Annotated in this window: 21 protein-coding genes; 11 read left to right on the forward strand and 10 right to left on the reverse strand. The window is 73.6% G+C overall.

Annotation, left to right across the window (positions count from 1 at the left end):
• Nucleotides 1–3 precede the first annotated feature (3 nt).
• The 3 genes from AB0N76_RS07565 to AB0N76_RS07575 all read right to left on the reverse strand — a co-directional run bounded on the left by AB0N76_RS07565 (nt 4) and on the right by AB0N76_RS07575 (nt 3,732).
• On the reverse strand, nt 4–1,053 hold the full coding sequence (locus AB0N76_RS07565; RefSeq protein ID WP_363554192.1) for an endonuclease/exonuclease/phosphatase family protein: 1,050 nt from the start codon (nt 1,051–1,053) through the stop codon (nt 4–6).
• Between the two features lie 205 nt (nt 1,054–1,258).
• Entirely contained in the window at nt 1,259–1,894 is a 636-nt protein-coding gene (locus AB0N76_RS07570; RefSeq protein ID WP_363554194.1) for a TetR/AcrR family transcriptional regulator, read from the reverse strand.
• Between the two features lie 206 nt (nt 1,895–2,100).
• Nucleotides 2,101–3,732 carry an MFS transporter gene (locus tag AB0N76_RS07575; RefSeq protein WP_363554196.1) on the reverse strand — a complete coding sequence of 544 codons (1,632 nt, stop codon included), beginning with the start codon at nt 3,730–3,732 and terminating at the stop codon, nt 2,101–2,103.
• 243 nt (nt 3,733–3,975) lie between these two features.
• On the opposite strand from AB0N76_RS07575, the gene panB reads away from it, so the two are divergent.
• From panB to AB0N76_RS07590, 3 genes are all read left to right on the forward strand, one after another.
• Nucleotides 3,976–4,845, forward strand: coding sequence for a 3-methyl-2-oxobutanoate hydroxymethyltransferase (panB, locus tag AB0N76_RS07580; RefSeq protein WP_363554198.1), 870 nt, complete (start codon nt 3,976–3,978; stop codon nt 4,843–4,845).
• A gap of 154 nt (nt 4,846–4,999) precedes the next feature.
• Nucleotides 5,000–6,025 carry an ATP-binding cassette domain-containing protein gene (locus AB0N76_RS07585; RefSeq protein ID WP_363554200.1) on the forward strand — a complete coding sequence of 342 codons (1,026 nt, stop codon included), beginning with the start codon at nt 5,000–5,002 and terminating at the stop codon, nt 6,023–6,025.
• Nucleotides 6,022–6,834 (forward strand): ABC transporter permease, encoded by an 813-nt coding sequence (locus AB0N76_RS07590; protein ID WP_363554202.1) that lies wholly within the window; start codon nt 6,022–6,024, stop codon nt 6,832–6,834. Before AB0N76_RS07585 ends, AB0N76_RS07590 begins: the two co-directional genes overlap by 4 nt.
• Nucleotides 6,835–6,885: 51 nt before the next feature.
• Here AB0N76_RS07590 and AB0N76_RS07595 read toward each other — a convergent pair whose 3' ends face one another.
• Nucleotides 6,886–10,266: a BTAD domain-containing putative transcriptional regulator gene (locus AB0N76_RS07595; RefSeq protein WP_363554204.1), complete on the reverse strand. Its 3,381-nt coding sequence runs from the start codon at nt 10,264–10,266 to the stop codon at nt 6,886–6,888.
• Between the two features lie 220 nt (nt 10,267–10,486).
• Here AB0N76_RS07595 and AB0N76_RS07600 point away from each other — a divergent pair, with 220 nt between their 5' ends.
• A complete protein-coding gene (locus AB0N76_RS07600) occupies nt 10,487–11,302 on the forward strand; it encodes a site-2 protease family protein (protein ID WP_363554206.1) in 816 nt (271 codons plus the stop codon).
• A gap of 6 nt (nt 11,303–11,308) precedes the next feature.
• Here the strand turns inward: AB0N76_RS07600 and AB0N76_RS07605 are convergent, their stop codons facing one another.
• Nucleotides 11,309–11,506 (reverse strand): hypothetical protein, encoded by a 198-nt coding sequence (locus AB0N76_RS07605; RefSeq protein ID WP_363554208.1) that lies wholly within the window; start codon nt 11,504–11,506, stop codon nt 11,309–11,311.
• A 106-nt stretch (nt 11,507–11,612) separates the two neighbouring features.
• Nucleotides 11,613–12,305: an NADPH-dependent F420 reductase gene (npdG, locus tag AB0N76_RS07610; protein ID WP_363554210.1), complete on the reverse strand. Its 693-nt coding sequence runs from the start codon at nt 12,303–12,305 to the stop codon at nt 11,613–11,615.
• Between the two features lie 47 nt (nt 12,306–12,352).
• On the opposite strand from npdG, the gene AB0N76_RS07615 reads away from it, so the two are divergent.
• Nucleotides 12,353–12,967, forward strand: a complete 615-nt coding sequence (locus AB0N76_RS07615) for a hypothetical protein (RefSeq protein ID WP_363554212.1) — start codon at nt 12,353–12,355, stop codon at nt 12,965–12,967.
• Here the strand turns inward: AB0N76_RS07615 and AB0N76_RS07620 are convergent.
• Nucleotides 12,954–14,312: an RNA-guided endonuclease TnpB family protein gene (locus AB0N76_RS07620; RefSeq protein WP_363554214.1), complete on the reverse strand. Its 1,359-nt coding sequence runs from the start codon at nt 14,310–14,312 to the stop codon at nt 12,954–12,956. The genes AB0N76_RS07615 and AB0N76_RS07620 overlap by 14 nt on opposite strands.
• 161 nt (nt 14,313–14,473) lie before the next feature.
• On the opposite strand from AB0N76_RS07620, the gene AB0N76_RS07625 reads away from it, so the two are divergent.
• Nucleotides 14,474–15,820, forward strand: coding sequence for an MFS transporter (locus tag AB0N76_RS07625; protein ID WP_363554216.1), 1,347 nt, complete (start codon nt 14,474–14,476; stop codon nt 15,818–15,820).
• On the opposite strand, the gene AB0N76_RS07630 is transcribed toward AB0N76_RS07625, so the two are convergent.
• A complete protein-coding gene (locus AB0N76_RS07630; RefSeq protein ID WP_363554218.1) occupies nt 15,817–16,053 on the reverse strand; it encodes a hypothetical protein in 237 nt (78 codons plus the stop codon). The two genes, AB0N76_RS07625 and AB0N76_RS07630, sit on opposite strands and share 4 nt — an antisense overlap.
• A gap of 100 nt (nt 16,054–16,153) precedes the next feature.
• Here AB0N76_RS07630 and map point away from each other — a divergent pair, with 100 nt between their 5' ends.
• Nucleotides 16,154–16,999, forward strand: a complete 846-nt coding sequence (map, locus tag AB0N76_RS07635; protein WP_363554220.1) for a type I methionyl aminopeptidase — start codon at nt 16,154–16,156, stop codon at nt 16,997–16,999.
• A gap of 25 nt (nt 17,000–17,024) precedes the next feature.
• Here map and AB0N76_RS07640 read toward each other — a convergent pair whose 3' ends face one another.
• Nucleotides 17,025–17,726 carry a bifunctional DNA primase/polymerase gene (locus AB0N76_RS07640; RefSeq protein WP_363554222.1) on the reverse strand — a complete coding sequence of 234 codons (702 nt, stop codon included), beginning with the start codon at nt 17,724–17,726 and terminating at the stop codon, nt 17,025–17,027.
• Between the two features lie 451 nt (nt 17,727–18,177).
• Here AB0N76_RS07640 and AB0N76_RS07645 point away from each other — a divergent pair, with 451 nt between their 5' ends.
• Together AB0N76_RS07645 and AB0N76_RS07650 are read left to right on the forward strand one after the other, a co-directional pair.
• Nucleotides 18,178–18,408, forward strand: coding sequence for a hypothetical protein (locus AB0N76_RS07645; protein ID WP_363554224.1), 231 nt, complete (start codon nt 18,178–18,180; stop codon nt 18,406–18,408).
• A gap of 29 nt (nt 18,409–18,437) precedes the next feature.
• Nucleotides 18,438–18,635: a hypothetical protein gene (locus AB0N76_RS07650; RefSeq protein WP_363554226.1), complete on the forward strand. Its 198-nt coding sequence runs from the start codon at nt 18,438–18,440 to the stop codon at nt 18,633–18,635.
• Between the two features lie 39 nt (nt 18,636–18,674).
• On the opposite strand, the gene AB0N76_RS07655 is transcribed toward AB0N76_RS07650, so the two are convergent.
• The gene (locus AB0N76_RS07655; RefSeq protein WP_363554228.1) at nt 18,675–19,334 is read right to left on the reverse strand and encodes a PadR family transcriptional regulator; all 660 of its coding nucleotides are present in this window, start codon (nt 19,332–19,334) and stop codon (nt 18,675–18,677) included.
• Nucleotides 19,335–19,502: 168 nt separating this feature from the next.
• Between AB0N76_RS07655 and AB0N76_RS07660 the strand changes: the two genes are divergently transcribed.
• Both AB0N76_RS07660 and AB0N76_RS07665 read left to right on the forward strand, forming a co-directional pair.
• Nucleotides 19,503–19,910: an ACT domain-containing protein gene (locus AB0N76_RS07660; RefSeq protein WP_363554230.1), complete on the forward strand. Its 408-nt coding sequence runs from the start codon at nt 19,503–19,505 to the stop codon at nt 19,908–19,910.
• A 173-nt stretch (nt 19,911–20,083) separates the two neighbouring features.
• A complete protein-coding gene (locus AB0N76_RS07665) occupies nt 20,084–20,341 on the forward strand; it encodes a Prokaryotic metallothionein (protein ID WP_363554232.1) in 258 nt (85 codons plus the stop codon).
• Nucleotides 20,342–20,344: the final 3 nt, after the last annotated feature.

A 20,344-nucleotide genomic window follows, 5' to 3' on the forward strand; every position in this document is an offset into this window, starting at 1 on the left:
CCCTTAGTTGTAGCGGTAGGTGGCGGCCACCGCGAGGTGGTCGCTGCCGTCCCGGTCCAGGGTGCGGGAGTCGGTGGGCTTCAGCCCGCCCTTGCTCATGATCTGGTCGATCCGGGCCATCGGGAAGGACGCCGGCCAGCTGAAGCCGAAGCCGTCGCCGGCCGCGCCCTGGGCGGAGCGCATCTGCGAGGTGACCGGGGCGAGGCTGCGGTCGTTCATGGTGCCGTTGAGGTCGCCGAGCAGCAGCACCTTCTTCAGCGGCTCGGCCTCGATGGCGTCGCCGAGCGCCTGGGCGCTGGCGTCCCGCTGGTTGACGGTGAAGCCGCCCTCGGCCTTGAGCCGGACCGACGGCAGGTGCGCGACGTACACCGCGACCGGGCCCTGCGGGGTGGCGACCTGGGCGCGGAACGCCCTGGTCCAGCCCATCTTGATGTCGACCACCTGGACGTCGCTGATCGGGTACTTCGACCAGAGGCCGACGGTGCCCTCCACCGCGTGGTGCGGGTAGCTGTCGGCGAGCCCGGACTCGTAGGCCCGCAGCGGCTTGCCGGCCAGCTCCTGGAGCGCGACGATCTGCGCGCCGGAGCCCTCCAGCAGCCGGATGGTGCCCTGCGGGTCGGTGTTGGCGGCGGCCACGTTGTGGCTGACCACCGTCCAGTCGCCGGTGCCGCCGCTCTTGTCGGTGAGCAGGCCGCCGAACATGTTGACCCAGATCACCAGGGGCACCAGCAGGGCCAGCAGCGCGGTCGCGGAGCGGCGCAGCAGGGCGGGGACGAGCAGCAGCGGCACGCCCAGGCCGAGCCAGGGCAGGAAGGTCTCCAGCAGGCTGCCGAGGTTGCCGACGCTGTTGGGCACGTCGCCGTGGAAGGCCAGCAGCGCACCGGTCAGCAGGGCGAGGGCGGCGACCAGCAGGCCGCGCCGCCAGGTGCCGCTGCCCCGGGCGTCCCGGCCCCAGCCGCGCAGTCCGAGGAAGCCGGCCGCCGGGCGCCGGCCGGACCCCTGCTCACCGGCGTCCGCCGTCGAGACCCGGTCCGTCCTGTCCGCCTGCGCCATCCGTGGCTCCCGTTCTTCGCGCCGTCTGTCCGGCTGTCCGCCTGTCCGGTCCGGCCGACGCCGCCCGCCGGGTGGCGGTGGCGTGCCGGACTGGTGCCGGTTTGGCCGGATTCCCGGCTCAGCCTATGTCGGGACAGACGCCGGGCCGCCGGAGCGGGTTCCGGCGTGGCCCGCTTTGGTGAGCCACGCCACGGCGGGACACGCCCTAGCCGCGGGCCTTGGCGGCCGGGCCGGCCAGGCCCTGGAGCAGGGCGTCGACCATGGTGACGGGCAGCCGGGGGTCGTCCAGGTCGGACCCGTCCCAGAGGATGCTGCGGGTCAGGATGGGGCCGATCAGCAGGTCGCCGAGGATCTCCTCGTCGAGGTCCCCGCGCAGCTCGCCCTCGGCGACGCCCCGGCGGATCAGCTCGCGGGCGGCCTGCCGACGCGGGACGATCACCCGTTCGCGGTACGCGGCGTGCAGCTCGGGCGAGCTGTGCACCTGGAAGAGCGCGGCCTTGAGCACCCAGCGGGAGCGCTTGGCCAGTCCGCGCTGCCGCATGTACTCGATCATCGCGATCAGGTCGCCGCGGAAGGTGCCGGTGGGCGCGGGGAGCGGCTCCTCCAGCCGGCTGACCATGTCGACCAGCAGGGCCTCCTTGTTGGACCAGCGCCGGTAGATGGTGGCCTTGCCGACGCCGGCGGCGGTGGCGATGCCCTCGATGGTCAGCTCGGCCAGGCCGGCGCCGGCCGCCATCAGCTCCTCGACGGCGGCGAAGATCGCCTGCTCGGCGGCCTCGCTGCGGGGCCTGCCCCGGCGCGGGCCGGTGCAGTCCGGCGCGGCCGTCGGGTCCGTCTTCATCTCGCATCTCCCGTTGTGGAGCCCCCGGCCCCGGGGCGGGGCGCGGGGGGTCGCACGCGTTGGTGGCCCCGTCACCGGTGGTTCGTCCGGTGGCAGGGCCCCATTCTCGCGCAACCGGATCACCCGTCGCCGGATCGCGGGCCGGGCGCCCCTGATCCGGCGGCGGGTCGGACATCCGGGTCGGACATCCGGGTCAGGCGTCCGGGTCAGGCGTCCGCGGCCGCCGGCTTGCGGGCCGCGTCCCCCTGCCCGGGAACGGTCGCGCCGCCCGGGCCGGCGGGCCCGCCCGGCGCACCGGCCGGCAGCCGGCCGGGCAGCAGGAACCAGGCCAGCAGGGCACCGGCCGCGGTGACGCCGGCGGAGAGCCCGGCGACCACGTGCATGGCGTCGATGAAGGCGTCGTTCGCCGGGCCGACCAGGGCCTTGCCCTGCTCGCCGAGCCGGGCGGCGACCGCCAGGGTGGCCTCCAGCGACTCGCCCGCCTTGTCCCGCAGCTCCGCGGTGGGCAGGTGCGCCAGCTGGTCGGACATGCCGTCGCGGTAGACGGTGGAGAGCACCGCGCCGAGCACCGCGACCCCGAGCGAGCCGCCGACCTGGCGGAAGGTGTTGTTGACGGCGGAGCCGGCGCCGGCCTTCTCGCGCGGAAGCGAGCCCATGATCGCGACGGTGACCGGCGGCATGACGTGCGCCATGCCGGTGCCCATCAGCAGGCCGAGCACGATCAGCACCCAGATCGGGGTGGTGGCGTCCAGCAGCAGGTAGCCGAGGAAGCCGACCGCGATGAGGAGCATGCCGGTGGCGCAGGTGGCGCGGATCCCGAACCGGTCGACCACCAGCCGGGCCCGCGGGGCGAACACCAGCTGGGCGACGGCCAGCGGCAGCATCAGCAGGCCGGCCTGGAGCGCGCTGTAGCCGCGCACGCTCTGGATGTAGAAGACGCCGAAGAAGGAGACGCCCATCAGCGCGAAGAAGACCACGCCGACCACGACCACGGAGGCGCTGAACACCTTGTTGCGGAACCAGCCGACGTCCAGCGCGGGGTGCGCGGTGCGGCGCTCGAACAGCACGAAGGCGATCAGCGCCAGCAGCCCGCCCAGGGTGGGCGCCCAGGCCTCGGGGGCGGTGAAGTCGGCCAGCTCGCCGCCCTTGATGATGCCGTAGATCAGCGCCACCAGGCCGACGATGGAGAGCAGCACGCCGACCGGGTCGAGCCGGCCCGGGTTCGGGTCCTTGGACTCGGGGACCAGCAGCACCATGGCGATCAGCGCGACGACCACGATCGGCACGTTGATCAGGAAGACCGAGCCCCACCAGAAGTGCTCGATCAGCAGGCCGCCGGTGATCGGGCCGATCGCGATGGCCAGGCCGACGGCGCCGGCCCAGATGCCGATCGCCTTCGGCTGCTCGGAGCGCTCGAAGACGTTCATGATGATGGCGAGCGTGGCCGGCATGGCGAGCGCGCCGCCGACGCCCATCAGCGCGCGGTAGCCGATGAGTTCGCCCGGCGTGCTCGCCAGCGCGGAGAGCAGCGAGGCGAGGCCGAAGACGGCCATCCCGGCCAGCAGCGCCCGCTTGCGGCCGAACCGGTCGCCGAGCAGGCCGGAGGTGAACAGCAGCCCGGCGAAGACCAGGGTGTAGGAGTTGATCGACCATTCGAGGTCGCTCTGGCTGGCCCCGATCCCGGTGGGCGCCGGGGACGCGATGGTCTTCATCGCGACGTTGAGGATCGAGTTGTCGAGCACGACGACGAGCAGGGCGAGCACCAGGGTGCCCAGGATCGCCCAGCGTCGGCGGTGGATGGCTTCCGGTATCCGGGGTGGCGCGGCGGCGGTGGTCATGGCTTCTTCCCGTCCGTGGTACGTCCTGACACTGGCGGGCATTTCCGAGCCGCGATCGTCTCGTAACCCCCCTCGGCCAGGCTAGCGCCAATTTCGATACGAGACGAACCCGTTTCGTAAAACTCCGGCAAAGACGTTCGGACGCGCCCCTCTTTTGCAGCCGCGCCGGGCCGTGCAAGCATGGAGGGGATCCGGGGACGCCGCACGGCGCCACGAGACGACAACCCTTCAGGAGCCTGTTCGATGAACGCTTCTTCGCCTTCGCCTGCCCAGAACCAGGCGGCGACCGCCACCCTCTACGGCGGGGTCACCAACCGCCGCGTCACCGTCCGCGACCTCGCCACCGCCAAGCAGCGCGGTGAGAAGTGGTCGATGCTGACCGCCTACGACGCGCTCACCGCGGGCGTCTTCGACGAGGCCGGCACCCCCGTCCTGCTGGTCGGCGACTCCGCCGGCAACTGCCACCTCGGCTACGAGACCACCGTGCCGGTCACCATGGACCAGATGGTCATGATGTCCGCCGCCGTCGTCCGCGGCACCAAGCGCGCCATGATCGTCGCCGACCTGCCGTTCGGCTCCTACCAGGAGTCCCCGGCCCAGGCGATGCACAACGCGGCCCGCCTGATGAAGGAGGCCGGGGTCGGCGCGGTCAAGCTGGAGGGCGGCGAGCGCAGCGCCCGCTCGATCGAGCTGCTGGTCGAGGCCGGCGTCCCGGTGATGGCGCACATCGGACTCACCCCGCAGTCCGTGCACGCGCTCGGCGGCTACCCCGTCCAGGGCCGCGGCGACGAGGCCGCGCACCGGCTGCTGCGCGACGCCAAGGCGGTCCAGCAGGCCGGTGCCTTCGCGGTGGTCCTGGAGGCGGTGCCGGCCGAGCTGGCCGCGCAGGTCACCGAGCAGCTCGCCATCCCCACCGTCGGCATCGGCGCCGGCGCGGACACCGACGCCCAGGTGCTGGTGTGGACCGACTTCGCCGGGATGACGGCGGGCCGGGTGCCCAAGTTCGTCAAGCAGTACGCCGACCTGCGGAGCGTGCTCGGCCGGGCCGCCCGCGAGTTCGCCGAGGACGTCCGCGGCGGCTCGTTCCCCGCCCCGGAGCACACCTTCCACTGACGGCCGCGGCACCGGGGTGCGGCCGACCGCCGCACCCCGGTGACAGCCGCGTGACAGCGGGCCGACAGCGCGCCGACCGCGGCCGCCGGGCGGCGGCGCCCCGGTGACCGGCCGCTGACAGCGGGGCGACAGCGGGGCCGGACACCCTGGGGGCATGACACGAATCGCCACCGCCCCGAACGACCGGGGTCCCGCCGCCGGCAATGCCGTGGAGGTCCGCGGCATCGTCAAGCACTACGGCACCACCAAGGCGCTCGACGGCGTCGACCTCACCGTCCGCGAGGGCACCGTGCTCGGGGTGCTCGGCCCCAACGGCGCCGGCAAGACCACCCTGGTCCGCGTCCTCTCCACGCTGATCAAGCCCGACGCGGGCACCGCCTTCGTCGGCGGCTACGACGTCCTGCGCCAGCCCAAGCAGCTGCGCCGCACCATCGGCCTCACCGGCCAGTACGCCTCCGTCGACGAGCTGCTCTCCGGCTACGAGAACCTCTACCTGATCGGCCGGCTGCTCGACCTCTCCCGCAAGGACGCCAAGGCCCGCGCCACCGAGCTGCTGGAGCGGTTCTCGCTCACCGAGGCCGCCAAGCGGGTCGCCAAGACCTACTCCGGCGGCATGCGCCGGCGCCTCGACCTGGCCGCCTCGATGATCGGCCGCCCCCGGGTGCTCTACCTGGACGAGCCCACCACCGGCCTGGACCCGCGCACCCGCAACGAGGTCTGGGACGAGGTGCAGCGGATGGTCGCCGAGGGCGCCACCGTGCTGCTCACCACCCAGTACATGGAGGAGGCCGAGCAGCTCGCCGACGAGCTGACGGTGATCGACCGCGGCCGGGTGATCGCCTCCGGCGGCGTCGCCGAACTCCGCGCCCGGGTCGGCGGCCAGACCCTCCAGGTCCGCCCGGTGCACCCGGCCCAGCTGCCCGAGATGGCCCGCTGCCTGCAGGACGGCGGCATCGCCGCCGCGACCTTCTCCGCCGACACCGGCCTGCTCTCGGTGCCGATCACCGGCGAGGAGCAGCTGACCGCCGTGGTCGGGGTGCTCGGCACCCGCGGCTTCGCCATCGCCGGCATCGACACCAAGGTCCCCAGCCTCGACGAGGTCTTCCTCGCCATCACCGGCAAGCCCGCCGGCCCCGTGGACGCCGCCGTCCCCGCCCTCGTCAAGGAGCCCGTCGCATGACCACCGCCACGCTCGCCCCCGCCCGGGTCGAGGACACCCGGATCGGCCTGGCCGGCAACCTGCGCCACGTCGGCGCGCTGACCCGCCGGAACCTGATGCGGATCAAGGCCGACCCGGAGTCGATGTTCGACGCCGTGCTGATGCCGGTCATCTTCACCGTGCTCTTCGTCTACGTCTTCGGCGGCGCGATGGCCGGCGACCAGGACACCTACAAGCAGTACATGATCCCCGGCCTGATGGGGCAGACCGGCCTGACGCTGGCGATGGCCGTCGGCACCGGGCTCAACAGCGACTTCCAGAGCGGGGTGATGGACCGGTTCCGGACCCTGCCGATCGCCCGGTCCGCGGTACTGCTCTCCAAGATCGGCGCGGAGACCTGCCGGGCGCTGCTCTCCTTCGCCATCCTGATCGTCTTCTCGCTCTGCATCGGCCTGGAGCTGAAGGGCGGCGTGCTCGCCACGCTGGCCGCGGTCGGCCTCTCGCTGGTGTTCGGCATGGCGATCGTGTGGATCTCGATGCTGCTCGGCATGGCACTGCGCAGCGCCCAAGCCGTCCAGGGGGTCTCGATGCTGGTCCTGATGCCGATGCAGTTCGGCAGCTCGATCTTCGCCCGGCCGGAGACGATGCCGGGCTGGCTGCAGTCCTTCACCAAGGTCAACCCGCTGTCCGCGCTGGCCGACGCCTGCCGGGCGCTGATGAACGGCGAGGGCGCGGTGGCGCACCCGGTGCTCATCGTGCTGGCCTGGTCGGTCGGCATCACGGCGGTGTTCGCGCCGCTCGCGGTGTCCCGGTTCCGCAAGCGGACCTGAGCGGACCTGAGCGGACGTGAGTGCCGGGGCGCTGCCGGACCGGACGGCCGATCAGTCGGCCAGCCGGTCCAGCAGCGCGCTGGTCTCCAGCAGGTTCAGCCGGCTCCCCTCCGCGGCGGCCTCCTCGAACACCGCGTCGCCGAGTTGCCCGCGCAGGCTCCGCTCGACCCGCTCGCGCTCGATCCGGTCCAGGTAGCCGCCCTTCGGCCCGCTCATCGCGGCGTGCGCGCCGAACAGCACGGCGGCCCGCCGGGCCGGCTCCGGGTCCCGGTCCCGCCGGGCGAAGGCGTCCAGCACCCCGATCACCGGCGGCACCAGCATCACCGACATCTGGTCCAGGAAACCGCTCGCGCTGGTCTGCACCCGGCGCAGCAGCAGCCGCCCCCGGTGGACGAGGTCCAGCCCGCCCTGCGGGTCCCCGGAGCGGGCGGTGAGCCAGCCCCGGGTGACCATCAGCATCCCGCCGACCACGTCCGGGGCGAAGGCGCCGACCCGGGTCCACTCCAGCTCGTCCAGCTCGGCGAAGGCCACGTCGTACTCCTCGCGCAGCGTGGCGAGGCCGGCCAGCATCAGCCGGCCGAACAGCAGCGCGCCGTTGGTCGCCTGGTTGATCCCCGGCTCGATCCCGGCCAGGGTCTCCCGGATCAGCCGCTCCCCCGCCACCGGGTCGCCCTCCAGCAGGGCCGACCCCAGGTGCACCCGGAGCATCGGCACCTCCTGCGGCGCGCCCAGCTCCTCGGCCAGCTCGATCGCCCGCCGGTACGCCTCGACCGCCTCCGCGGCGCGGCCCTGGTTGGCCAGCGACTCGCCGCGCGCCGACAGCGCCTGCGACATCCCCCACCGGTCCCCGGCCCGGCGGTACAGCTCCAGCGACTCCTCGCCGTCCACGATGCTCTGCTCGGCGCCCTCCGGCCAGTCGTTCAGCATCTTGGCCCGGATCTGCAGGATGAACGCCAGGTCGCCGGGCCCGCCGTGCCGCCGGCAGCCCTCCACCGCGTCGTCCAGCAGCTCCTTCAGGGTGTCCAGCTGGCCGACCAGGAAGCCGCCGAAGACCCGCATCAGACCGGGGAAGCGGTAGGACTGCGGCAGGTCCGAGGTGTAGGCGCGGGTGACCTTCTTGGCGGTGGAGATCGCGTCCGGATCCGCCAGCACGTCCAGGTTCCCCTCGAACATGCTGATCAGCCGGTAGACGCTGAGCGCCCGGCGGGCCTCGTTCGCGGCCTCCTCGGGCATCGGCGGCCGGTACTCCAGCACCCGCCGCTCCAGCGGCACCGGGTGCGGGGCGTCCGGGCCGAACGGGTCCGGGCCGATCGCCAGCACCGCGTCGTACCAGCCGCGGGCCTCCCGGCTGAAGCCGCGCAGCGACCAGTACCAGCTCATGCCCAGCGCCAGGATCAGCGCCTCGTGCTCGTCCCGCCGGTCGACGGCGCGGCGCAGCGCGGCGCGGACGTTGTCGTGCTCGCGCTCCAGCACGGCCAGCCAGTGCAACTGCTCGGGGCCGTGCACGCTCAGATCGGCGATCCGGACCAGCTCGCGGAAGTGGCCGACGTGCCGGCCCTCGGTCGCCCCGGCGTCCCCCGCCTCGGCGAGCCGCTCGACCGCGTACTCGTGGATGGTCTCCAGCATCCGGTAGCGCGGCGGGCCGTCCCCGCCCAGGTCGGCGACCAGCAGCGACTTGTCGACCAGCGAGAGCAGCAGGTCGGCGACCTCCTCGCGGGGCACCTCCGGGCCGTCCGCGCAGACCGCCTCGGCGTCCTCCAGCGTCCAGCCGCCGGCGAACACCGACAGCCGGCGCAGCACCGCGCGCTCGCGCTTGCCCAGCAGGTCCCAGCTCCAGTCGACCACCGCGCGCAGCGTCTGCTGGCGCGGCAGCAGGGTCCGGCTGCCGGCGGTGAGCAGGGCGAACCGGCCGTCCAGCCGGTCGGCGATCTGTCTGGCCGTCATCACCCGCAGCCGGGCGGCGGCCAGTTCGATGGCGAGCGGCAGGCCGTCCAGCCGCCGGCAGATCTCGGCGCAGGCCGCCGGGTCGCTCAGCGGGTCGAAGCCGGGCCGGGCGCCGGCCGCGCGGTCGGCCAGCAGCCGCAGCGCCACCGGGTCGGGCAGCGGCTCCACCGGAAGGACGGTCTCGCCGGGCACGCCCAGCGGCTCGCGGCTGGTGGCCAGCACGGTCAGGCCGGGGCACTCGGTGAGCAGGGCGTCGACCAGGTCGGCGGCGGCCTGGATGAGGTGCTCGCAGTTGTCCAGCACCAGCAGCATCCGGCGGCGCCCGCAGTGCTCGACCAGCCGGCGCACCGGGTCGTCGTTGCGGGACTCGATCACCTCGGCGACCATGCTGCCGCCGGTGTGCAGGACGGTCTCGCGCAGGCCGAGCGCCGAGACCACCGCGCCCGGCACCGCGCCCGGGCGCTCCACCGGGGCCAGCTCGGCCAGCCAGACGCCGTCCGGCCAGTGCCCGGTGCCCTGCTGGAGGCGGCCGGCCTCGACCGACAGCCGGGTCTTGCCGGAGCCGCCGGGGCCGGTCAGGGTGACCAGCCGGCTGGCCGTCAGCGCCGCGCGCAGGGCGGCGAGGTCGCTCTCCCGGCCGACGAAGCTGGTGAGCCGGCCGCGCAGGTTCCCGGCGGGCTTCGGCGCGGCCGGCATCGGTTGTGGGTCGGGTGCGGTCGTCGGCGCGGTCGTCGGTGTGGTGGGCGCCGCCGTCTCCGGCGCGGCCGCGGGCTCCGTCGGGTTCAGCAGCTCCGCGTACAGCGACCGCAGCTGCCGCCCCGGGTCGACGCCGAGCTCGTCCGCCAGCGCGCGCCGGGTCCGCTCGTAGTGCCGCAGCGCCTCCGCCGTCCGGCCGCTCTCGTGCAGCGCCCGGACCAGCAGGTACTGCACCGGCTCGTCCAGCGGCTGCCGCTCGGACAGCTCGGCGAGCTCGGCCACCAGCTCGGCCGCCCGGCCCAGGCCCAGGTCGGCGGTGATCCGGTACCGGCGGGCCTCCTCGCGCTGCGCCTCCAGCCGGGTGGCCGGCCCGCCGCGGTCCGGCAGGTCGGCCAGCGCCGGGCCGCGCCAGAGCGCCAGCGCGGCCCGCAGCCGCTCGGCGGCCGAGCCGTGGTCGCCCTGCTCCAGCGCCCGGCGGCCCTCGCCGGCGAGCCGCTGGAACTCGGCGAGGTCGGTGTCCGGGTCGGTCAGCCAGTACCCGGCCGGACCCGAGCCGATCCGCTCCCGGCCGATGGTCCGGCGCAGCCGGCCGACCAGGGTCTGCAGCGCGGCCGAGGAGTCCTGCGGCGGCTCGGTGTCCCACACCTCGTCCACCAGCAGGTCGGCCGGCACCGGCCGGCCCTGCCGCAGCGCCAGCGCCGCGAGCAGCGCGCGCAACCGGGCGCCGCCGAGCGGGACCGGTGTGCCGTCGTCATGGTGGGCGGTGGTGGTGCCGAGGATGCCGTAGTGCACCGGACCATTCTGGTGGATCGCCCCGCCGCCCACGCACATTTGTCCGGGCCGGGGCCCTCGGCTCCCCCGGGCCGACGGGCCGCGCCCCGGCGGCCGGAACCCGGCGGCGGGCGCCGTACGTTCACCGGGGACGGCTTGTCCGGCGGCGGGACCGCCCGGCATGATCGACCCTTGGCCCCGTCCAGCCGACCGCACCCCACACCTCCGGAGCGCCCAGACCATGACCTTCGCCGCCACGCAGCGCTCACGCAGCGAGGACCGCCGGATCAGCCCGGTGTTCTGGGTCCTGCTCGCGACCTTCGTCACCGCCGCCGTGGCGGTGTTCCAGGGCTACGGCAACGCCCGGTTCGGCATCTTCCTGTTCGTGGTGGCCGGCTGGATGGTCTCGCTCTGCCTGCACGAGTACGCGCACGCGCGGACCGCCCTGCACGGCGGCGACCTCTCCGTCGGCGCCAAGGGCTACCTGACCCTCAACCCGTTCAAGTACGCCAACGCGCTGCTCAGCTTCGTGCTGCCGATCGTGTTCGTGCTGCTCGGCGGCATCGGCCTGCCCGGCGGCGCGGTCTGGATCGAGCGGCACCGGATCCACGGGCGGCTCAAGCACAGCCTGATCTCGGCCGCCGGCCCGCTGGTCAACCTGCTCGCCGCGGTGCTGCTGCTGGTCCCGGTCGGCGCGGGCTGGCTGGACGACCCGGCGGTGCACGCGTTCTGGAACGGCTACGAGCTGAACGTCTCGCCGCTGGCGCTGGCCCTGGGCTTCCTCGGCATGCTGCAGCTGAGCGCGACCCTGCTCAACCTGCTGCCGGTGCCCGGCCTGGACGGCTACGGCATCATCGAGCCCTGGCTGTCGCACAAGACCCGCCGGGCGATCGAGCCGTTCGCGCCGTACGGCATGCTGGCCGTCTTCGCGCTGCTCTGGCAGCCCGAGATCAACCACTGGTTCTTCGAGGCCGTGTACGGCGTGATGGACCTGCTGGGCGTGGAGCGGGTCTACCCGCAGCTGGGCCACGAGCTCTTCATGTTCTGGAAGGACTGACCGGCGCTACGAGCCCTGGGCGACCTGCTCGGCGGCCGCCCGGGCCAGCTTCTCGCGGCGCAGGTTCATCCAGAGCACGTTGCTGGCGATGCCCGCCAGCGGGAGCCAGATCAGGCCCAGCCACCAGCCCTGCACCAGCGAGACCACGGCGGCGGCCAGGGCGAGGACGACGACGATCGAGGCGAGCAGAGACGTGCGGGGCATGGCGGGAGCTCCTGAAACCGGTGGACGGACCGCCCCATTGTCGCCGACCTCACCCCCGGACCGGGTCCAGGGGTGAGGTCGGCGTTCCGGTCCCACGACCGGATGATCAGACGTCGGTGATCCGCAGACCCGCGTGCGCCTTGTAGCGGCGGTTGACCGAGATCAGGTTCGCCACCAGCGACTCCACCTGGTGCGCGTTGCGCAGCCGGCCCGCGAAGACCCCGCGCATGCCCGGGATCCGGCCGGCCAGCGCCTGGACGATGTCGGTGGCGGCCCGCTCCTCGCCGAGCACCATCACATCGGTGTCGATCCGCTCGATCGACTCGTCCTGCAGCAGCACCGCCGAGAGGTGGTGGAAGGCGGCGGTCACCCGGGAGTCCGGCAGCAGGGCGGCGGCCTGCTGGGCGGCGCTGCCCTCCTCCGGGACGAGCGCGTAGGCGCCCTGCTTGTCGAAGCCGAGCGGGTTGACGCAGTCCACCACGATCTTGCCGGCCAGCTCGGCGCGGAGCGCGGTGAGCGTGGCGGCGTGCCCGTCCCACGGCACCGCGATGATCACGATGTCGCTCTCCCGGGCGGTGGTGGCGTTGTCGGCGCCGCGCACCCCGAGGCCGAGCTCGGCCGCCGAGGCCTGCGCACGGGCCGCGTCGCGCGAGCCGATGATCACCTGCTGGCCGGCCTTGGCCAGCCGCAGGGCCAGGCCCCGCCCCTGGTCGCCGGTGCCGCCGAGGACACCGACCACGAGCTGCGAGACGTCCGGCAGCTCGTGGGCCGGGTTTGTCGCTGAATCGAGGGAAGTCATGGGCAGATCCTGCCAAACCGACGACCCGCCACGACATCCTGTCCGGCATGGACGCGGTGAGAGTTTCGGCACTACGGGAACGGCTGGCCGGCACCGGCTGGCTGGAGGCGGTCGGCGGCTTCGCCGGCGAACTGCGGCACGCGGTCTCCCGGCGCGGCGCCGGCGAACTGCTGCTGGTCGGCACCGAGGCCTACGAGCCCTGGCACCTGGCCGCCCACCTGGAGGACGAGGCCGCCTGGGCGGACGTCCCCCGGCTGGCCCCGACCCTGCTGCGGCACCGGGTCCCGGCGCAGGCCCCGGCCCACCTGGCGCACGGCCTGCGCCGGCTGACCGAGGCCGGGCGCGGGGCGACCGTCCTGGTGGTCGCCCCGACCGCGGCCGGCGAGCCGCTGCTGGAACGGGTGCACGACGCCCGGCGGCTGGGCGCCACCGTGCTGGCGCTGGACGGCGCCGGGCCCGGCGACCAGGGCGACCTGGCGGACCTCGCCGGGCTGGCCCACCAGCGGCTCTCCGTCGGGACGGCCGAGGAGCAGCCGTTCGACCTGGCCCAGCACCTGGTCAGCGCCGCCGCCGGGCACGCCCCGGCCCAGCGCTCGGCACTCGACCGGCTGGCGGCGCTCGCCGGGCGGCTCACCGCGGGGCCGGCCATCAGCCGCTGGTAGGCCGGTCCGGGTGTGGGCGCGCGGGCGGGAAAATCCGTTGCGGCGGCGCGGCCGCCCACCGAGGATGGTCGTTCTTGGCATCCTCCCCGCCCTGAAGGACGGGGATTCCTCCCGCGCCTGCGGCACGGAAACCCGTACATGGCAGGTCGCCGAGGTGGGTTCCCCGTTCGACGGGCCGTGCCCGGTGTGGGATCGCCACGCCGGGTCTCACCGGCCCTCCAGGGGCGTTTAGCCTGTCCGCCTGCCCGGCGGCCAGGATGTTTCGAGCAGCGTTGAGGTCACGGTCATGCAGCACACCGCACGCGGAACAGGCCCACTCCCGGATGTGCAGGGGTTTGGGTCCGTCGCGGTGTCCGCAGTCCGAGCAGAGCTGCGAGGACGGGTACCCGCGGTGCACGATGCCGACATGCCGCCCATAGCGGGCTGCCTTCTCCTCCAAGAGGCACCGGAAGGCGGACCAGCCGGCGTCGTGGACGGACTTGGCCAGTCGGCCACGGCCGAGGCCGCGCACGTTCAGGTCCTCCAGGTACACCGCTTGGGTTTCGCGGATGATCCCGGTGGTCTGCTGGTGCAGCCAGTCCCTGCGGGTGTCGGCCACCTTGGCGTGTGCCTTGGCGACCCTCCGGCGGGCCTTCGCCCGGTTCTTCGACCCCTGGGCCTTGCGGGACAGCTCCCGCTGCGCAGCCTTGAGCCTCCTCTCCGCCTTGCGCAGGAAGCGCGGGTTGTCGATCACGCTGCCGTCCGAGAGGACGGCGTACGTGGTCAGGCCGAGGTCGATGCCGATTTCGGCATCGACCTCGGGCAGGCGCGCGGGTTCCACGTCCACGACGAAGCTCGCGTGGTACCGGCCGGCCGCATCCAGCACGACCGTCACGGACGACGGATCGGCCGGGAGTGCGCGCGACCACTTCACCCGCACGTCACCGATCTTCGCCAGGTACAGCTTCCCGTTGGACCTGACCCGGAACCCGTTGCGAGTGAACCGCAGCGACTGCCGACTGTCCCGCTTCGACTTGAACCGCGGCAAGCCGACCGGACGCCCCTGCCGCTTGCCGGACACCGAATCGAAGAAGTTCCGGTACGCGGTGTCCAGATCCCGCAACGACTGGATCAACGGGTCCACCCCCACCGACGCGAGCCAAGCCCGCTCAGCGGTCTTCTTCGCCGCCGTGATCACCAGCTTCTGAAGATCCGTGCTCCTGGGATACGGCCGCCCAGCCTTCCGGGCTTCCACCCGTACCGCCAAGGCGTCGTTGTACACCACACGCGCACACCCGAACGTCCGAGCCAGCACAGAACGCTGACCCGCAGTCGGATAGACGCGATACGAGTACCGAAGGTGCACGAGATCAACCTACCGACACGCACTGACAACGACCCACGTCAGGACCTCCGAAGATCACTCCGCCGCTTCGCGGCTCCGAGCCAAGGACCCTCCCCCGCCCTCCGGGCAGGGGGATCCCCATCTCCCCGGCCCAAAGGCTGGGACATCCTGGGAGATCAACGGTGAACGACGCCGACCATCCTCCCAAGCGTCGGGCGAAGTCCCTGCTGAGCTCGGTCACCCCCGACCTCTCCCCCTGGCGCTCCTCCCGCGACTTCCGCCTGCTCTGGCTCTCCGGCTGCGTGACCAGCCTCGGCAGCTTCCTGACCTACGTCGCCGTGCCGATGCAGATCAAGGAGCTGACCGACTCCTCCTTCGCGGTCGGCCTGGTCGGCGCCTTCGAGCTGGTCCCGCTGATCGTGTTCGGGCTCTGGGGCGGCGCCCTCGCCGACGCCCTGGACCGCCGCCGCCTGGTGCTGTTCACCGAGGCCGGCCTCGGTCTGCTCAGCGCCCTGCTGCTGCTCAACGCGCTGCTGCCGACGCCCGTCCTGTGGCCGGTCTACCTGGTGGCCGCGCTGGTCGCCGCCGCCGACGGCCTGCAGCGCCCGGCGCTGGACTCGCTCACCCCGCGGATCGTCCCGCACGACCAGCTGACCGCCGCGTTCGCCCTCAACTCGCTCTACCGCAACGTCGGTTCGGTGCTCGGCCCGACCCTGGCCGGGGTCATCGTGGCGTTCGCCGGGGTGCAGACCGCGTACGCGCTGGACGTGGCCACCTTCGGCGCCTCGCTGCTGCTGCTCGCCCGGATCCGCGCGGTGCCGCCGCCGACCGGCGCCGAGAAGCCGTCCGTCCGCGCGGTGCTCACCGGCGTGAAGTACGCCTGGAGCCGCAAGGACCTGCTCGGCACCTACGCGATCGACCTGTGCGCGATGCTGTTCGCCTTCCCGGTCGCGATCTTCCCATTCCTCGCCGCCGAGCTGCACGCCGACTGGGCGCTCGGCCCGATGTACGCCGCCTCGGCGGTGGGCGCCCTGCTCGTCTCGGCCACCAGCGGCTGGACGTCCAGGATCCACCGGCACGGCCGGCTGCTGCTGGCCGCCGCGCTCGGCTGGGGCGCGGCGATGGCGCTGGCGGGCCTCTCCGCCTCGGTCTGGCTGGTGCTGGGCTGCCTGGCACTGGCCGGCGGCGCCGACCAGATCAGCGGCATCGCCCGCTCCACCCTGTGGAACCAGTCGATCCCGGACGAGCTGCGCGGCCGGATGGCCGGCGTCGAGCTGCTCAGCTACTCGGTCGGGCCGCAGCTCGGCCAGGTCCGGGCCGGCGGCATGGCCGGCCTGGTCGGGGTGCGCGCCTCGGTGTGGGCCGGCGGTGTCGCCTGCGTGGTGGGCGTGCTCGCGCTCGCCGCCGCCCTGCCGCGGCTGCTCGCCTACGACGACCGCACCGACCCGAACGCGGCCGCCGTCCGCGCCGAGCACGAGCGGGCCGCGCGCGAACGGGCCGCGGACGAGCGGGCCCCGGCGGTCGGCTAGGGCTGGTCGGAGGGGCGCCCCTCGTCGTCGTTCCAGTTCGGGTCGTTGCGCCACTCGCGGTTGCGCAGTTCGGCGGTCTCCAGCGCGTGCGCCGCCTCCTCGCGGGTGGCGTACGGCCCGAGCCGGTCCTTGGCCGGGCACTCCGGCCCCTCCTCGACCTTGCCGTGCTTGATGCAGTAGAACCATTCGCCCGGCAGGCCGGTCGGCTTGTTCCGGCGGAATCCCAGGGGCATGGTGGTCACCTCCGTCTCGGCGTCACGTCGCCCCGATCATTCCCCGCCCGGGCTCCGTCCGCACACCGGCCGTCATCGGCACTGCCCTAGACTCGCGGCCATGGCACTCGTACCCGGCATCCAGTCCCCCACCCGCAAGGTCCCGGCGCACATCGCGCGCCCCGAGTACGTCGGCAAGCCCGCGCCGACGCCGTACACCGGGCCCGAGGTGCAGACCGCCGAGACGATCGAGAAGATGCGGATCGCGAGCCGGATCGCCGCGCAGGCGATGGCCGAGGCGGCCAAGCTGATCGCGCCCGGGGTCACCACCGACGCGCTGGACGTCGTCGCGCACGAGTACATGTGCGACCACGGCGCCTACCCGTCCGACCTGGGCTACCGGGGCTTCCCCAAGTCGATCTGCACCTCGATCAACGAGGTCATCTGCCACGGCATCCCGGACTCGACCGTCCTGCAGGACGGGGACATCGTCAACATCGACGCCACCGCCTACATCCACGGGGTGCACGGCGACCTCAACGCCACCTACCTCTGCGGCGACGTGGACGAGGAGTCGCGGCTGCTGGTCGAGCGGACCAGGGAGTCGCTCGACCGGGCGATCAAGGCGGTCAAGCCGGGCCGTCAGATCAACGTGATCGGACGGGTCATCGAGTCCTACGCCAAGCGCTTCGACTACGGCGTGGTCCGCGACTTCACCGGACACGGCATCAACACGTCGTTCCACTCCGGCCTGATCATCCCGCACTACGACAGCGAGCGCGCCACCGAGGTCATCAAGCCGGGGATGACGTTCACCATCGAGCCGATGCTCACCCTGGGCACCTACGACTACGAGATCTGGCCGGACGGCTGGACCGTCGTCACCAAGGACCGCAAGCGCACCGCCCAGTTCGAGCACACCCTGGTCGTCACGCCGGACGGCGCGGAGGTCCTCACCCTGCCGTAGCGGGGCTGCCGGGGTGGGCGCCCCACTAGCCGATCAGCCACTGCTCCTCGGCGACCGCGCCCACCTCGGTGCAGGCGTCGGTCAGCACGTCCAGGACGCGCAGCGGGTCCGGCAGCGGCTGCTCGGGCCCGCGCAGCCACCGCACCTCGGAGCCGTCCGGCAGCGCGGCCGGCGGCAGCAGGGTGTACGAGCCGCGGCAGTGCCAGCGCAGGCCCGGGTGCTCGGACATGGTGTCCGGTGTGGAGTCCAGGGCGCTCGGCCACCACTCGTCCTCGTCCACCGGGGTGCCCCTGGTGGCGGTGAAGAACAGGTAGCGCTCCTCGCCGACGGCCGCGACCGGGCCCTCGACGCCGAGCGCGGTCAGCCGCTCCAGGGCCAGCCGCCCGGCCTCCGCGGGCACGTCCAGGATGTCGTGGACGCGGCCGGTGGCGGTGACGAAGTTGGCCTGCGGGTCGCGGGAGAGCCAGCGGGCGAGCTGCTCGGGGTCGGTGGTGGCCTGGGTCTGCCAGGCGAACGAGACCGGGTGCTGGGCCGGGGCCGGACAGGCGACCCGGTCACAGGAACAGCGGTAGCCGGCCGGATGGGCCGCGGGGGCGAGCGGGAACCCGGCGCGCACGGCGCCGAGCAGCTGGTCCAGTCTGGCCGCGGGACTGTCGGCCGGTGCCGATCGGGCCCGCTCGCGGTCACGCTTCTGCCACCAGGCCGTCCACCTGCTGCCGGATTCCATCGGGCCCCTTCCGCGCGTCGCCGTGCCTGGTGTGACACAGCGTTCGACGTACCACTCCGACGCAACGCACGGCGCCCCCCGCTGCTTCCCCGGGTGGTGCTCGGCCCTGCGCTCCCGCGCCCTGCCGGCCGGAGCCGGGGTTGCCGGACGGCCGACGCCGGGGTCACGGTACGGAGTCACGGCAGCACGGCGGCAGTACGACGACTGCGCTCGGCGACCCGGCGGGCACGGTGAGCTGCGCCTCGCCCGGCCCGTACGGGCCCGCTGACCCGGGTGGACCCCGAGGGCGTAACAGGAAGGATAAGGGTGCGCGGGCCGTCCGGATGACCGGGGGCGGTGCCTCTCCGGTCACACTCCCGGCACCCGGCCGTCACACCGCCTCCGCGCGCCGGCGGGCCCGCCCTCGCCGCCCGTCACCCGCGCTCCACCTCCGGGGTGAGACCCTGGTGGGGTGAAGAGCGCGGAGACCGAATTCGTCGGCGGGCCCCTGGACGGCCGGATCCTCCCCATCCCGCTGGGGCCGATGTACGGCGTGCCCAAGAAGTACAAGGTGCCGGTCCCCTCGCACGGGGACGTCCCGGCGCGCACACTGGTGTACGTCCGGGCCAAGCAGCAGCGGGGTGCCCGCTGGTTCTGGCGCTACGAGTACGACGAGGCGGCCACCGCCCGCGCTTCCGGGTGACGGCCGCCTCCCCAGGCGGGAGGACGGCGATGGCGAGGACCGAACGGCACCCCAGATCCCGCGCCGACGCGGTGGCGCACCACAACCGGCAGGTGGCCGGGGTCACCGCCGGCCTGCTGGTGGTGATCAGCCTCTACAGCGCGGTGCTCGGCTCCAACGGCTGGCTCTGGTTCGGCTGGACGGTCCTGCTGCTCGCCTGCGTGGCGCTGTTCGCCATCCGCGCCTGAGCGGCGGCGCCGTGGCGCCGCCGCCCCCGCCCTCCCCGCTCAGGCGTCCTCGGCGAGGATCAGGTACAGCTTCTTCCGGGCCTCGTTGAGCACCGCCAGCCCCTTGGCCCGCTGCGCCTCCGTGCCCGTCGCCATGACCTGCCGCACGGCGTGCTCCACCGCGCCCAGCGCCTGGCCGACCTCCTGCACGGCGGCCCAGTCGACCTCCTGGCCGGCCTCCGCCCACGGCTCGGCCGGCCCGGACTCGGCCTCGGTCCGGCCCGCCTCGGTGAGCGAGACCAGCCGCTTGCCGCCGATCTCCTCCGCCGTGACCAGACCCTCCTCCTCCAGCAGCTGGAGCGTCGGGTAGACCGAGCCGGGGCTGGGCCGCCAGGCCCCGCCGGACCGCTCGGCGATCTCGGCGATCATCTCGTAGCCGTGCATCGGCCGCTCCCGGAGCAGCGCCAGCAGCGAGGCGCGCACGTCCCCGCGCCGCGCCCGGCCGCCCCGCCGGCCCCGCCCGAACGGCGGTCCGCCGAAGCCCCGGCCCCACGGTCCGCCGCCCGGCCCGCGGCCCGGGCCGCCGACGAACGGCGGCGGACCGAAGTGGCCGAACGCCTCCCGCCCCTCGTCGCACTCGCCGGGCATCCCGACGAACTCCGGCCCCCGGCGGCGTCCGCCACCGTACGGGCCCTCTCCACGGAATCGTCCAGGGCGCATCGCACCCACCTCCCGTTCGGGCCGCTCGAACGCGGCCCCGTAGACGATCGGTCAGGACAGTCGAGTCACTGTCCCGATAACTCGACGATATATCGGTGACTGTCGACCGTCAACGCTTCCGATACACCCTCCGCCGCTGCGGAGGGAGCCACCGCTACGGTGGCGGGCATGGCCGGAGAACGAGACCTCACGACACTGCTGCGCGGTATGCGCCCCCTGCTCAACCCGGGGCGGTACGTCTACTGCACGCTTCCCACCAAGGTGCCCGCCGGCCTCCGGCCGGTGGTCACGGTCGCCGAACCCGAGGGGGTGACGGTGGTGGTGGCCCAGGAGGAGGCGGACGCGCTCGGCCTGCGCTACGAGTACGTGGCCGCCTGGATCACCCTGCAGATCCACTCCGCGCTGGAGGCCGTCGGCCTGACCGCCGCCGTCGCGACCCGGCTGGCCGAGGAGGGGATCAGCTGCAACGTGGTGGCCGGCTTCCACCACGACCACCTGTTCGTCGCCGCCGACGACGCCGAGCGCGCCGTCCGCGCCCTGACCGAGCTCGCCGACCTCACCGCCCGACCCGCCTGAACCCGACCGGCTGAACCTGACCCGCTGGACCCGACCCGCTGGACCCGACCGCCTGAACCTGACCGGCTGCGCCGGGTGGCCGCCTTCCGGGGCGGCTCCGAGACTGAAGGAGGGCCGGGCACCCGCCCGGCCCCCGCCCCGTCCAGTCCCGCCCCGGAAGGAAGTGCGCCGCCATGGCCACCTGCGTCACCTGCGGCAACGACTACTGGCTCGCCTTCGAGATCAAGACCGTCACCGGCGACGTCTACACCTTCGACAGCTTCGAGTGCGCGATGGAGAAGCTCGCCCCGCGCTGCGAGCACTGCAACGTCCGGATCGTCGGCCACGGCGTCGAGGTCGCCGGCATGTTCTTCTGCTGCGCCAACTGCGCCCGAGTCAACGGCGGCCTCGGCGACCAGATCCGCGACGCCGTCGGCGCCCACCCGTCCTGACGG

Source organism: Kitasatospora sp. NPDC093806 (genome assembly GCF_040683335.1).
Classification (GTDB): Bacteria; Actinomycetota; Actinomycetes; order Streptomycetales; family Streptomycetaceae; genus Kitasatospora.